Raw genomic sequence first — 12,316 nt, forward strand, 5'->3', positions numbered from 1 at the left:
CCCTGCCACCGGGGCGAACCTCGCCCCGGTTTCTCGGGGCGCGGAAAGCTCTGGCTGGAGGGCGAATTCGCGCGCCACTAGCGTCGCTGCGGGGAACAGATCCCCCGGGGATGGGAGTGGTGATGCGGGTCAGGAACACGCGGGTCAAGAATGTGATGCTCGGGCTGATGGCGGCGGCCAGCCTGGCGCTGTCGGTGCTGTCGACCGCGCCTTGGCCCTGGTGAGCGTTCGCCTCCCCGCGGGATTTTCCCGCTCAGAGTTGGCTGGTGGAGACGGGCAGGCCCGGGTCGGTGGCGACGGTGAGTGCGGAAGGGGTTGCGCCGCCCGCGATTACATGGGCGCCGAGGGTGGCGATCATGACGCCGTTATCGGTGCACAGGCGGGGTTTGGGGACGCGCAGGGTGATACCCGCCGCGGTGCAGCGTTCCTCGGCCAGCGAGCGGATGCGGGAGTTGGCCGTCGCGCCACCGCCGAGGACGAGGGTGTCGAGGCCGTTGTCCTGTACGGCGCGAACGGCTTTCATGGTCAGGACGTCGGCGACGGCTTCCTGGAAGGAGGCGGCGATATCCGGGATGGGGAGTTTGCGGCCGTCGCGCTGGGCGGCTTCGACGTAGCGCGCCACCGCGGTCTTCAGTCCGGAGAACGAGAAGTCGTAGCGCGGATCGCGGGGTCCGGTCATACCGCGCGGGAAGGCGATGGCGTGCGGATCGCCTTCGGCGGCAATGGCATCGAGCACCGGTCCACCCGGATAGCCGAGGCCGAGCAGCCGCGCCACCTTGTCGAAGGCTTCCCCGGCGGCGTCGTCGACGGTGCTGCCGAGTTCCACGATGGGCTGGGCCAGATCGTCGATCTTCAGCAGATGGGTGTGCCCGCCGGAGACCAGCAGCGCCACCGCGGGCGGCATCGGCCCGTGCTCCAGGGTGTCGACGGCGACATGCCCGCCCAGATGGTTCAGCGCGTAGAACGGGATATCCCACGCCGCCGCATAGGCTTTCGCGGCCGCGACGCCGACCAGCAGCGCACCGGCGAGTCCGGGTCCGATGGTGACGGCGAGCGCGTCCGGCTTCTCGATATCGGCGGCGGCGAGCGCACGGCGCATGGCGGGCACGATGGCCTCGAGGTGTGCGCGCGAGGCGATTTCGGGCACCACGCCGCCGAAGCGCGCGTGCTGATCGACGCTGGAGGCGACCTCGTCGGCGAGCAGTTCGCAGCTGCCGTCGGGCAGTCGCCGCACGATGCCGACTCCCGTTTCGTCGCAGGAGCTCTCGATACCCATGACGATCATGACAAGACCTCTGTGTCCTCCGGGAACCCGGCGTCCTGGGTGTACCCGGCCATGGCGGGCTTGCGCATGGTGTACGCGTCGGCGCCGCTGGGCTGGTAGTAGTTCTTCCGCAGCCCGATGATGTGGAAGCCGTACTTCTCGTACAGGGCGATGGCGGCGGTGTTGTCGGTGCGCACCTCGAGGAAGACCGGTCCGCCGCGGCGTCCGGCTTCGGCGAGCATGGCGTGCAGCAGTTGGGTGCCGACGCCGCCGCGATGCAGTTCCGGGTCGACGCCGATGGTGTGGATTTCGGCTTCGGGCTGATCGTCGGTGCCCAGCAATGCGATTCCGGCGTAGCCGATCATGCGGCCGTCGGCGTCGCGCGCGGTGATGTACCGATTGTGCGAGGCGGCCAGTTCCGACAGGAACGAGACCTCATGCCAGGGATCGTCTTCCGGGAAGAGCAGCTGTTCGAGTTCGGCGCAGCGCACGGCATCGGCCGGCCGCATCGGTTCGATGCGGATGGTCATCGGCCCACCTGCGCATAGCTCTTCTCGACCGCGTCGGGGCGGCGCAGGTACAGCGGCACCAGTGGTTCGGGGGTGACTCCGGCGAGGATGTCGCGGGCGGCGATGCGCACCAGCCCGGACGGTGACGGGGTCTCCACCGGCAGTACGGGCAGATCGAAGTAGTCGACATGCGAGGCGGATCCGGCGATGACGGTCGCGGTGCCCGGATCGAGATCGGCGGGCTTGCTCACTTCAGGACCTTCGACGCGGCCCTCGGCGCGGTAGCGCGCCCAGTACACCTCGCGGCGGCGGGCGTCGGTGACGACGAGCAGTTCCACCGGTTCGGCCGGATCCCGCAGGTAACTCTCGGTGTCGGCGGCGATGGCGTCGAGGCTGCACACGCCGTGAACCGGTATGCCGAGCGCGTCGGCGAAGGCGGCGGCGGTGGCCATGCCGACGCGCAGACCGGTGAACGGTCCGGGTCCGATACCGGCGACGACGGCGTCGATCTCGGCTCTGGTGCGGCCGGATTCGGCGAGGCACGCCAGGATCTGCGGGGTCAGCACCTCGTTGTGCGCGCGTGCGTCCACGGTCACCTGGGAGGTGATCGTGGTGATGCGAGGTGCGTTGTTGCCCTCGTCCGCCGGTTCGAGTTCCACCAGTCCCGCCGTGACGGCAGGGGTCGAGGTGTCAACAGCCAGTACAAGCATGATTGGGCTAACGATACCGGGTGGTCGAGGCCACTCGACCCGGTGTGCGGCCCGCGCGCTAGTTGGCGGACACCCACTCCCATTCGGCGGTGCGGATGTCGGAGTCGAATTCGCGGCGGAGCAGGACGCGGAGGTGGCGGTCGGCCAGGTGCTCGACGACGCCGAGGCCCCATTCGACGACGACCACCGCATCGTGCAGGTCGGTGTCCAGGTCGAGGGCGTCGAGTTCGTCGAGGTCACCGCCGAGGCGGTAGGCGTCCACGTGCACCAGGGCGATGGAGGTGGGGTCGTCGCCGGCGCGGTGCTGGCGGGCGATGATGAAAGTCGGTGAGCTGACCCGGCCCTGGACGCCGAGCCCGGCGGCGATGCCGCGGGTGAGTGCGGTCTTGCCCGCGCCGAGCGGTCCATCGAGGATGACCAGATCGCCGGGCTGCAATTGCGCGGCGAGTTCGCGGCCGAGGGCTTCGGTGTCCTCGACGGTGGGCAGGGTGCGCATACCGGGTGCGGTCATCGGACGCCGCCGATGTAGGTGCGGACGACGCGGCCGCGTGGGGCGCAGACGATTTCGTAGTTGATGGTGCCGAGCGTGTCGGCCCATTCCTGGGCGTGTGGGACGCCCGCGTCGCCGCCGAAGAGGATGGCGGGATCGCCTTCGCTGATTCCGGCCGCGTTGTCGCCGAGGTCGACGACGAACTGATCCATGCAGATGCGGCCGATATTGGGTCTGCGTTCCCCGCCGAGCCAGACGTCGAAGCGGCCGCTCAGTGGGCGCGGCACGCCGTCGGCGTAACCGGCGGGGATGAGGGCGACGGTGGTGTCGTGCGGGGCGATCCACTGATGGCCGTACGAGACGCCTTCACCGGCGGCCACCTGTTTCACCAGGGCGACCCGGGCGCGCAGGGTCATGGCCGGGCGCAGGCCGAAATCGGAGATCTCCGGGATCGGGGACAGTCCGTAGACGGCGATGCCGGGGCGGACCATATCGAAGGCCAGGTCCGGGCGGGTGAGGGCGGCCGCGGAATTGGCCAGGTGCACCAATTCCGGTTGCAGCCCGTGCTCTTTCGCGGCCGCGATGGCGTCGAGGAAGCGGTCGCGCTGCATATCGATGCCGGGGTGATCGGGGGTGTCGGCGTGCGCGAGATGGGAGAAGATGGCGCGGAATCGGACCGTCCGATCGTCGACCAGTTCGCGGAGCAGGGTCAGGACCCGCGGATATTCGGCCGGGGCGATGCCATTGCGATTCAGTCCGGTATCGACCTTGAGCGAGACGATCGCCGTGCGGTCCAGTGCGCGGGCGGCCGCGGCGACGGCCGCCAATTGCGCCGTATCCGAGACCGCGATCTCGATATCGGCGGCGATGGCGCTCGCGTAATCGGAGTCGAAGGTGTTGAGCCAGCACAGGATCGGCGCGGTGATTCCGGCGGCGCGCAGTTTCAGCGCCTCTTCGATGGTGGTGACGCCGATTTCGCGCGCACCCGCGGCCAGCGCGGCCGCGGCGACCTCGATCGCGCCGTGGTTGTACCCGTCCGCCTTCACGACCACCATGACCGCCGCGTCCCCGGCGTGCTCGGCCACGATGCGCACGTTGTGGGCGATGGCGGCTAGGTCGACGACGGTCTCCACCTGCGGATCGGGCTTGTTCACGCCCCCGATCCTGCCATCCCGGGCGGCGCGACACCCGTCACACCCGGCATCGTGAGCGGGGCGCGGTGCTCAGCTCGCGTGCGGGGCGTAGGTGGATTCGAGTGCGGTGAGGGCTGCCGCGACCGCGGTATCGCTCGCGGGGAGCAGTGGGAGGCGGACGGCGGGGGTGGGGATGCGGCCCTGGGCGGCCAGCACGCCTTTGAGGACAGTCGGATTCGGTTCGGTGAAGAGGGCGGAGGCGAGCGGGGCCAGGGTGTTGCCGATGCGGCGGGCGCGGTCGAGGGGGCCGGTGCGCCAGGCCGAGACGAGTTCGGCGTAGGCGGCGGGGGCGATATTCGCGCAGGCCAGAATGGCTCCGGTGGCACCGAGGGCGAGCAGGGGCGCGGCGTACAGGTCGTCACCGGCCAGCACCGCGGTGTCATCGGCGGCCCGGCTCATGAAGGCGATGGTCTCGTCGTCGATTCCGCCCGCGGTGTATTTGAAGCCCGCGACATTCGGCAATTCGGCCAGGCGGCACAGGGTTTCGGCGCTCAGGGCGCGGCCGGTGCGGTACGGGATGTGGTAGATCACCAGCGGGACGGGGCTGGCGGCGGCGAGCTGCCGGAAGTGTTCCAGCACACCGGCTTCGGAGGGGCGCAGGTAGTACGGCACCACGGTGAGGGCGGCGGTGACCCGCGGGTCGAGTTCGGCGAGCGCCCGCGTCGAGGTCGCGGTGACATTCGATCCGGCGGCGGCGATGAGCGGAACCTGGCGTTCGGCGCAGACATTCGCGCAGATGTCCAGGACGCGGCGGCGCTCGTCCTCGGTGAGCAGATCGGGTTCCCCGGTGGTGCCGAGCGCGACGATTCCGGTCGCCCCCGCGTCGAGGACCTCGTGCGCGAGCCCCTCCAGTGCGGTCGCGGCCACGGCTCCGGTGGCGGTGAACGGGGTGACAAGCGGCACGTACAACCCGGTGAGTGTCATGCCATCAGCCTGGTCGCCCCGGACCGTCACGTCCATTTCATGTTTCTGCCGCCGAGCATAAGCTGTAGTGATGCTGGATCTGCGCCGTCTCCGCCTGCTGCGCGAACTCGCGCACCGCAAAACCATCGCGGCCGTCGCCGAGGCGCTGTCCTACACCCCGTCCGCGGTCTCGCAGCAGCTCACGGCGCTGGAGCGGGAAACCGGGGTGCCACTGCTGGAACGCACCGGTCGCAGCGTCACCCTCACCCCCGCCGCCCTGCGCCTGGTCGAGCACACCGAGACCATTCTGGCCACGGTCACCCAGGCGACGGCCGAATTGGCAACGGCCCGAACCGAACTCACCGGAACCCTGCGCATCGGCGCTTTCCCCACCGCCGTCCGCACCATCCTGTCCCCCGCCCTGGTGACCCTCAGCCGCGCCCACCCGCACCTGGAACTGCTTGTCACAGAACTGGATCCGGCCGCCGCCCCCGCCGCTCTGCGCGCCGAAACCCTGGATATCGCCCTGGTCCAGGAATACGACTACGTCCCGATGGATCCCGAACCCGGCCTCGACACCGAACCGCTGCTCACCGAAACCGTCCACCTGGCCGTACCCGCCCCCGCAGTCGACGGAACAGCTGAAGCTCTTGTCGCGCAGCGTGATTCCTCGTGGATTGCCAGCACTCCGGGCACGCTGTGCCACGCCATGACGGTTCGGGCCTGCCGCGCGGCCGGATTCACCCCGCGCATCCGTCATCACGCCGACGATTTCGGTGCGGTGCTGGCGCTGGTCGCCGCCGGTCAGGGCGTGGCGCTGGTACCGGATCTGGGCTTGTCATTCGTTCCGCCCGGCATCGTCCTCACTCCCCTGCCGACGCACCGCCGCACCCGCCTGGCCTACCGGCGCGGCGCGGCGGATCACCCGACCGTCGCGGCCGGGCGGGCTGCTCTGCACCTGGCCGTTCAATCCGGGTGAGCGTGGGCGCGGTGCACGCGCGTCACCCCATCACGCGCCGTCGGCCGCACCGAAGCGAGGCCATCGCACCACCTCGCGTCGATGGACCGGCTTGATCGGTCAGAGATCATCGGCAACCGGGTGTTCGACACCGCCGCACCAGATTCCGCGTATCGCGCGGGTCGCGCGGATGTCGGCGACCGGGTCACCGTCGAGCAGCACCAGGTCGGCGCGCATACCCGGTGCGATGACACCGCGATCGGTGAGTCCGAAGTGCCGGGCGGGCAGTGCCGTCGCCGCATTGAGTGCGTCGATGGTCGAAAGACCGGCGCGCACAAGCAATTCCAGTTCGTGATGCAGGCTCTGTCCGGGTTCCGGATGGAAGGGCACCCCCGGCGTGTGGTTGGCGTCGGTACCCGCGAGGATCGGAACCCCCGCCGCGTGCAGCGCGCCGACGCTGGTCAGTGCGGCCGCGAAAGCGGTTGCGACACCGAATAGTTCGGCACAGCCCTCCATCATGGTCAGCGTCGGCACCACGATATGCTCTCCCGTCGCCATGCGCTCGATCTCACCGTCGGACAGCACCGCACCCATCGGAATGTGGGTGAGGATATCGACCCCGCAGTCCACCGCCAGCGTGTACGCGCCGGGAGTCGAGGTGTGCGCGATCACCAGCAGGTTCCGCGCATGCGCTTCGGCCACAATGGCTTTGGCACTGCGCGCGTCGGGCCCGCCTTCGCCCGGGGCCTCCAGAATCAGCTTGATGTAGTCCGAGCCGTCGGCAACGCGCTGCGCCACCATCGCCTCGGCCTCCTCCGGACCGCGAATAACCGCGAGGTCGGCAACACCGGGCACCTGTGCGTGCACCCCGGCGGATCCGATAATCGGCACACCCGCACTGCGCAGGGTCGCCGCACCGGTCTGTGCGCGCAGGGCGGCAATCAACTCGGACTGCAGCGAGCCCATGTCGAGTCCGGTCGTAACGCCTTGCGCCGCAAGCTGATTGAGCACATTCGGTTCGTCCAGGTGTACATGCGCGTCGATGAATCCGGGCACGAGCACCGCCCCATCCGCATCGACGACCTCCGCCCCCGCGGCATCAACGCCGATCACCGAGCCGTCGATCACCACCGTCGCCGGTGCCCCGACCTCCCTGCCATCGAAAACCCGGACATTGCGCAGCGCGATCCTGTGATTCACATTCCCTCCCATGCGCCCAAACCTAGAACGCGTTTCAGCAATGGGCAATCAGAAGATCAGCGGCCGGACAGCTCGCGCAGGGTGCCGATGGCCGCGCGGAGGTGGTGCAGCAGCGGGGATGCCGAGATCGGAGCGCCCGCAACGGTGTTCGCGTGTGCCGCGAGGTTGGCGGCGAGGGCGTGTACGCGGGCCGCGGCGGCGGCGGACCAGGTGGGGTCGTGGCCCGAGGCGAGCAGGGCGGCGATGACGCCGGAGAGGATATCGCCCGCGCCGGCGGTGGCGGCCCAGGAGCCGCCCGCCTCATTGACCAGAACGGGGTGGCCGGGGGTGGCGATCAGGGTGGCTCGGCCCTTGAGCAGGACTGTCACCTGCCATGAGTCGGAGAGTTTGCGGACCGCGGCGACTCGGTCAGGGGCGGGGTCGGAGCCGGTGAGGCGGGCGAATTCCCCCGCGTGCGGGGTGAGGACGGTGGGTGCGCGGCGTGCGCTCAGCAGGCCGGGATCGGCGGCGAGCAGGGTGAGGCCGTCGGCGTCCACCACGACGGGCAGATCGGTGGCGAGGACTTCGGCGAGGCGGTCGCGGGCGTCGGAATCGGTGCCCGCGCCGGGGCCGAAGACCCAGGACTGGACTCGGCCGGTTTCCGAAATAGACGGTGCGGCAACGACTTCCGGGAAGTGTTCGAGCACCTGCGGCGAGCCGGTTCCGGCGTAGCGGACCATGCCGGAGGTGGCGGCCACCGCGCCGCCGGTGCACAGAATGGCAGCTCCCGGGTATTTGGCGCTGCCCGCGCAGACGCCCGTGACGCCCTGGGTGTACTTGTCATCGGTGGCGTGCGGGACCGGCCAAGACGCTCCGATCGATTCCGGTTCCAGCGCTGCGAGATTCGGATCGGGGAGCTGTAACCCGATGGGCACCAGTTCGATTCGACCGCAGTAGGGAGCCGCGAGCGCGTGTACCGGCTTGTACGCCCCGAAAGTCACCGTGACGGCGGCTCGGACGGCGGGACCCGCGACGACGCCGGTATCGGCATCCACGCCACTGGGCAGATCCGCCGCGATGATCGGAACATCGACTGCCGAAACAAGTTTCGCGGCTTCCGGCCGGAGCGGTCCGCGCCCGGAGATCCCGACGATTCCGTCGATGACAAGATCGGGCGTTCCGATATCGGAGCGAATTCGCCCGCCCGCCTTCCGCAGCGCGGCGAGCCCCGCCGCGTGCGCCCGCTCCGGCGACAGCAGTACCGCGTCCACCGCGACGCCTCGCCGCCGCAGGAATGACCCGGCCCACAGCGCATCCCCGCCATTGTCACCGGATCCGACGAGCAGCGTCACCGCCCGTCCCGCCACTCCCCCGGTCCGTTCCCGCAGTTCCCGCACCACCACCTCGGCGAGCCCGAAAGCCGCACGGCGCATGGGCATTCCCTCGGGCACGCGAGTGAACAGCTCAGCTTCCGCGGCTCGCACCTCATCTGCCGTGTAGTACCCGCGCAGTGCCGGACCGGTCATCGCTCGCCTCCCGCAGCCGAGATTCGCGGGATAGCCCCGCCTGCCTTCGACGTACGCAGACTACGCCGGGCCGGAGCAGGGCAGCACGAGCCGCTGGGCGATTCGCCCATTTCCGGGCGGGCGACCACCTGCGAATTGCCCGCAAATCGTGGCGGTTACGCTGGCTGGCATGCCTATCCGCCGCCCCTCGCCCGCCCGTGTGCTGCTGCTGCTCGTGACCGTTGTCGCGGGAGCGCTGATCGCGAGCGGCTGCGGTTCGGATTCCTCGAAGTCGGCGACGCCCACGACGACGGTGGCCACCACCTCCGCCGCCGCACCGTCCGGTCCGCGTCAGCCCGCCGATGTGACGGTGAATGTCGCGGATATGAAGTTCTCTCCCGCCGCCCTCACCGTCAAAGCGGGCGACAAGGTCACCTGGAAGTTCGATGACAAGGCCCCGCACGCGGTGCAGGGTATCGGCGATATCGCGCTCGGCATCAACAGCCCGATTATTCGCAAGGGCGAGTGGAGCTTCACCTTCACCACGCCCGGCACCTACCGCTACCTGTGCCCGCTGCATCCGGATATGAAGGGCACGGTCACCGTCGAATAGAAGACGACGAACTCCCCTGGCTTTCAGGGGCTTATGCCCCTGAAACCCCTGGACTCGAGCTATTCGACGGTGACGGACTTGGCGAGGTTGCGGGGCTTGTCCACGTCGTAGCCACGCGCCTGCGCCACCTCGGCGGCGAAGATCTGGAGCGGCACCGTCGCCAGCAAAGGCTGGAAAAGGGTTGGAGCGGCCGGGATTTCGATGAGGTGGTCGGCGAAGGGACGCACGGTGTCGTCGCCTTCCTCGGCGATCACGATGGTGCGCGCGCCGCGGGCCTGGATCTCGCGGATATTGCTCAACAGCTTGGAGTGCAGCACCGCGCGGCTCTTCGGGGACGGCATGACCACGAAGACGGGCAGACCCTCTTCGATCAACGCGATGGGCCCGTGCTTGAGTTCACCCGCCGCGAAGCCCTCGGCGTGGATGTACGCCAGTTCCTTGAGCTTCAGCGCGCCCTCCAGGGCGACCGGGTAGCCGACGTGGCGACCCAGGAACAGCACGGTCTCCACATGCGCGAGTTCACGGGCCAGGGCACGGATCCGATCACCCGATTCCAGTACGCGCGCCACGAGTTTCGGCATGGCCTCGAGTTCGGCGAATTCGCGCGCCACCTCATCCGGGTACTTGGTGCCGCGAGCCTGTGCGAGTGCCAGGCCGACCAGGTAGTTGGCGGTGATCTGCGCCAGGAACGCCTTGGTGGAGGCGACGCCGATCTCCGGTCCGGTGCGGGTGTAGAGCACGGCGTCGGATTCGCGGGGGATCTGCGCGCCATTGGTGTTGCAGATGGCCAGGACTCGCGCCTTCTGATCCTTGGCATGCCGGACCGCTTCGAGCGTGTCGGCGGTCTCCCCGGATTGGGAGATGGCCACCACCAGGGTGGAGCGGTCCAGAACCGGGTCGCGGTAGCGGAATTCGCTGGCCAGCTCGACCTCGACGGGCAGCCGGGTCCAGTGTTCGATGGCGTATTTGGCGAGCAGGCCCGCGTGATACGAACTGCCGCAGGCGACTACGAATACTTTGTCGAATTCGCGCAGTTCCTGATCGGCGAGGCGCTGTTCGTCGAGCACGATGCGGCCGTCGAGGAAATGCCCGATGAGGGTGTCCGCGACACCCGCGGGCTGTTCCTCGATTTCCTTGAGCATGAAGTAGTCGTGGCCGCCCTTCTCGGCGGCGGCCAGATCCCAGTCGATGGTGAAGGGGCGGGTGCGCACGCCTTCGGTCGAGCCGTTGAAATCGGTGACGGTGTACGAGTCGGCGGTGATGACGACGGCCTGATCCTGGCCGAGCTCAACGGCTTCCCGGGTGTGTTCGATGAACGCGGTCACATCCGAGGCCAGGAACATCTCGCCCTGACCGACCCCGACCACCAGCGGGGTGGAGCGGCGGGCGGCCACGATCGTGCCGGGATGGTCGGCGTGTGTGAAGAGCAGCGTGAACGCGCCCTCGAGTCGGCGCACCACCGCGAGCGCGGAGGCCACGAAGTCCCCGGCGGTGTCACCGTTCGCGTACGCGCGCGCCACCAGGTGCACGGCGACCTCGGTGTCGGTATCGCTGCCGAGTTCGATTCCGGCGTCCTCGAGTTCGCGGCGCAGCGGCGCGAAGTTCTCGATGATGCCGTTGTGCACCACCGCGACCCGCGCACTCGCGTCCCGATGCGGGTGCGCGTTGCGATCGGTCGGCGCGCCGTGTGTGGCCCAGCGGGTGTGGCCCATACCGGTGGTGCCGCCGAATCCGTCGATTCCGGTTTCGGCGAGTTCCGCCTCGAGATTGGCCAGGCGACCGGCCTTGCGTTCGACGGCGAGCCCGCCCAGGCCGTCGAGAATGGCGACTCCGGCGGAGTCGTAGCCGCGATATTCCATGCGGCGCAACGCGTCAACCACCACGCCGAGGGCATCCCTGTACCCGACGTACCCCACGATTCCGCACATGGGGGCTCAGCCTACCGAGGCCGGGGCCGTGTGCGAATCCGGATGCGCGCGGGACCGGGCGAAACGCCCCAAGCCCGCGACGATCGGATAAGTTCACTCTCGTGTCGGCGTCTGTGAAATCGCTTCTGAGCACCTTGACCGCCCGCGGCCCGCATGCGGTGCTGCGCGGCAACCTCGGCATAGCCGGGCAACCGGGCGTGGTCTACACGCCCGAGAAGGGGCTCAACCTACCCGCGGTGGCATTCGGGCACGGCTGGCTGGCCGGGGCGGCGAACTATCGGCGACTGCTGGAACATCTGGCGTCGTGGGGTTACGTCGCGGCCGCCCCGGATACCGAGCGCGGCCCGATTCCCTCGCACCTGAACCTGGCCACGGATCTGGTAACCACCCTGGACATCTGCACGGGTGTGCGGCTGGGTTCGGGCGATATCAGCGTGCATCCGGACAAGCTCGCCCTCGCCGGGCACGGTATGGGCGCGGGCGCAGCCATCATCGCCGCCTCCCAGCGCGAGGTGTCCGCGGTGGCGGCCCTCTACCCCTCCCCCACCGCTCCGTCGGGCGAGTCCCTCGCCCCCGGAATCGATGCTCCCGCACTGATCCTGGCGGGCGGCGAGGACATCGACTCGGTCAGCTCCAACGCAATCCCGCTCGGCCTGGCCTGGGGCGGCCCCGCCACCCTGCGCTCCCTGGACCGCGCCACCCACAACGGCATGGTCGAAGGCCGCCGCGCCCTGGCCGCCCTCGGTGCGGGCAAGCATGAACCCAAAACCGAACGCCTCACCCGAGCCCTCCTGGTCGGCTTCCTGAACTACACCCTCCTCGGCGACAAGAAATACAAACCCTTCGCCGACCCCGAAGCCCTCATCCCCCACACCCAGATCGTCGACCCCGAAGCCGTCGAGGAAGAACCCGCCGAGCCGCAAAAACTCCCCATCCTCCAACTGGTCCAGGCCCTGCGCAAGTAGCTTCGGAAGACCCGCACGACGCACAGAGCCCGCACCGAGTCTCATTCGGGGACACAAACTCCCGGATACGACCGACCGTGAGCCAATGCGGCAAAACGT

At 69.1% G+C, this 12,316-nt stretch carries 12 protein-coding genes; 3 read left to right on the forward strand and 9 right to left on the reverse strand.

Annotation, left to right across the window (positions count from 1 at the left end; translation table 11 throughout):
• Nucleotides 1–253: 253 nt before the first annotated feature.
• The 6 genes from tsaD to dapA all read right to left on the reverse strand — a co-directional run bounded on the left by tsaD (nt 254) and on the right by dapA (nt 5,090).
• A complete protein-coding gene (gene tsaD / locus AB0L82_RS24485) occupies nt 254–1,285 on the reverse strand; it encodes a tRNA (adenosine(37)-N6)-threonylcarbamoyltransferase complex transferase subunit TsaD (RefSeq protein WP_364640647.1) in 1,032 nt (343 codons plus the stop codon).
• On the reverse strand, nt 1,282–1,794 hold the full coding sequence (gene rimI / locus AB0L82_RS24490; RefSeq protein ID WP_364640650.1) for a ribosomal protein S18-alanine N-acetyltransferase: 513 nt from the start codon (nt 1,792–1,794) through the stop codon (nt 1,282–1,284). Before rimI ends, tsaD begins: the two co-directional genes overlap by 4 nt.
• The gene (gene tsaB, locus AB0L82_RS24495) at nt 1,791–2,483 is read right to left on the reverse strand and encodes a tRNA (adenosine(37)-N6)-threonylcarbamoyltransferase complex dimerization subunit type 1 TsaB (RefSeq protein ID WP_364640653.1); all 693 of its coding nucleotides are present in this window, start codon (nt 2,481–2,483) and stop codon (nt 1,791–1,793) included. The genes rimI and tsaB overlap by 4 nt, the downstream gene beginning before the upstream one ends.
• A 58-nt stretch (nt 2,484–2,541) precedes the next feature.
• Nucleotides 2,542–2,994: a tRNA (adenosine(37)-N6)-threonylcarbamoyltransferase complex ATPase subunit type 1 TsaE gene (gene tsaE, locus AB0L82_RS24500; protein WP_364640656.1), complete on the reverse strand. Its 453-nt coding sequence runs from the start codon at nt 2,992–2,994 to the stop codon at nt 2,542–2,544.
• Nucleotides 2,991–4,127, reverse strand: coding sequence for an alanine racemase (gene alr / locus AB0L82_RS24505; RefSeq protein ID WP_364640659.1), 1,137 nt, complete (start codon nt 4,125–4,127; stop codon nt 2,991–2,993). Before alr ends, tsaE begins: the two co-directional genes overlap by 4 nt.
• A gap of 69 nt (nt 4,128–4,196) precedes the next feature.
• Nucleotides 4,197–5,090 (reverse strand): 4-hydroxy-tetrahydrodipicolinate synthase, encoded by an 894-nt coding sequence (dapA, locus tag AB0L82_RS24510; RefSeq protein WP_364640662.1) that lies wholly within the window; start codon nt 5,088–5,090, stop codon nt 4,197–4,199.
• Nucleotides 5,091–5,160: 70 nt separating this feature from the next.
• On the opposite strand from dapA, the gene AB0L82_RS24515 reads away from it, so the two are divergent.
• Nucleotides 5,161–6,048: a LysR substrate-binding domain-containing protein gene (locus AB0L82_RS24515; RefSeq protein ID WP_364640664.1), complete on the forward strand. Its 888-nt coding sequence runs from the start codon at nt 5,161–5,163 to the stop codon at nt 6,046–6,048.
• 99 nt (nt 6,049–6,147) lie between these two features.
• Here AB0L82_RS24515 and AB0L82_RS24520 read toward each other — a convergent pair whose 3' ends face one another.
• On the reverse strand, nt 6,148–7,227 hold the full coding sequence (locus AB0L82_RS24520) for an amidohydrolase family protein (protein ID WP_364640667.1): 1,080 nt from the start codon (nt 7,225–7,227) through the stop codon (nt 6,148–6,150).
• Between the two features lie 56 nt (nt 7,228–7,283).
• Nucleotides 7,284–8,717 carry an NAD(P)H-hydrate dehydratase gene (locus tag AB0L82_RS24525; RefSeq protein WP_364641763.1) on the reverse strand — a complete coding sequence of 478 codons (1,434 nt, stop codon included), beginning with the start codon at nt 8,715–8,717 and terminating at the stop codon, nt 7,284–7,286.
• Nucleotides 8,718–8,901: 184 nt separating this feature from the next.
• Between AB0L82_RS24525 and AB0L82_RS24530 the strand changes: the two genes are divergently transcribed.
• Nucleotides 8,902–9,324, forward strand: coding sequence for a cupredoxin family copper-binding protein (locus AB0L82_RS24530; protein ID WP_364640670.1), 423 nt, complete (start codon nt 8,902–8,904; stop codon nt 9,322–9,324).
• 59 nt (nt 9,325–9,383) lie between these two features.
• On the opposite strand, the gene glmS is transcribed toward AB0L82_RS24530, so the two are convergent.
• Nucleotides 9,384–11,252: a glutamine--fructose-6-phosphate transaminase (isomerizing) gene (gene glmS, locus AB0L82_RS24535; protein WP_364640673.1), complete on the reverse strand. Its 1,869-nt coding sequence runs from the start codon at nt 11,250–11,252 to the stop codon at nt 9,384–9,386.
• A 101-nt stretch (nt 11,253–11,353) separates the two neighbouring features.
• Here glmS and AB0L82_RS24540 point away from each other — a divergent pair, with 101 nt between their 5' ends.
• A complete protein-coding gene (locus AB0L82_RS24540) occupies nt 11,354–12,217 on the forward strand; it encodes a dienelactone hydrolase family protein (protein WP_364640676.1) in 864 nt (287 codons plus the stop codon).
• The last annotated feature ends 99 nt before the right edge of the window (nt 12,218–12,316 follow it).

Source organism: Nocardia sp. NPDC052001, from assembly GCF_040680615.1.
GTDB lineage: Bacteria > Actinomycetota > Actinomycetes > Mycobacteriales > Mycobacteriaceae > Nocardia.

Bases quoted from the DNA above. Each gene is read 5' to 3' on its own strand.
- glmS (WP_364640673.1), bottom strand. From the start codon at position 11,252: ATGTGCGGAATCGTGGGGTACGTCGGGTACAGGGATGCCCTCGGCGTG.
- tsaB (WP_364640653.1), bottom strand. From the start codon at position 2,483: ATGCTTGTACTGGCTGTTGACACCTCGACCCCTGCCGTCACGGCGGGA.
- tsaD (WP_364640647.1), bottom strand. From the start codon at position 1,285: ATGATCGTCATGGGTATCGAGAGCTCCTGCGACGAAACGGGAGTCGGC.
- dapA (WP_364640662.1), bottom strand. From the start codon at position 5,090: ATGACACTCACCGGGTTGTACGTGCCGCTTGTCACCCCGTTCACCGCC.
- AB0L82_RS24530 (WP_364640670.1), top strand. From the start codon at position 8,902: ATGCCTATCCGCCGCCCCTCGCCCGCCCGTGTGCTGCTGCTGCTCGTG.
- rimI (WP_364640650.1), bottom strand. From the start codon at position 1,794: ATGACCATCCGCATCGAACCGATGCGGCCGGCCGATGCCGTGCGCTGC.
- AB0L82_RS24515 (WP_364640664.1), top strand. From the start codon at position 5,161: ATGCTGGATCTGCGCCGTCTCCGCCTGCTGCGCGAACTCGCGCACCGC.
- tsaE (WP_364640656.1), bottom strand. From the start codon at position 2,994: ATGACCGCACCCGGTATGCGCACCCTGCCCACCGTCGAGGACACCGAA.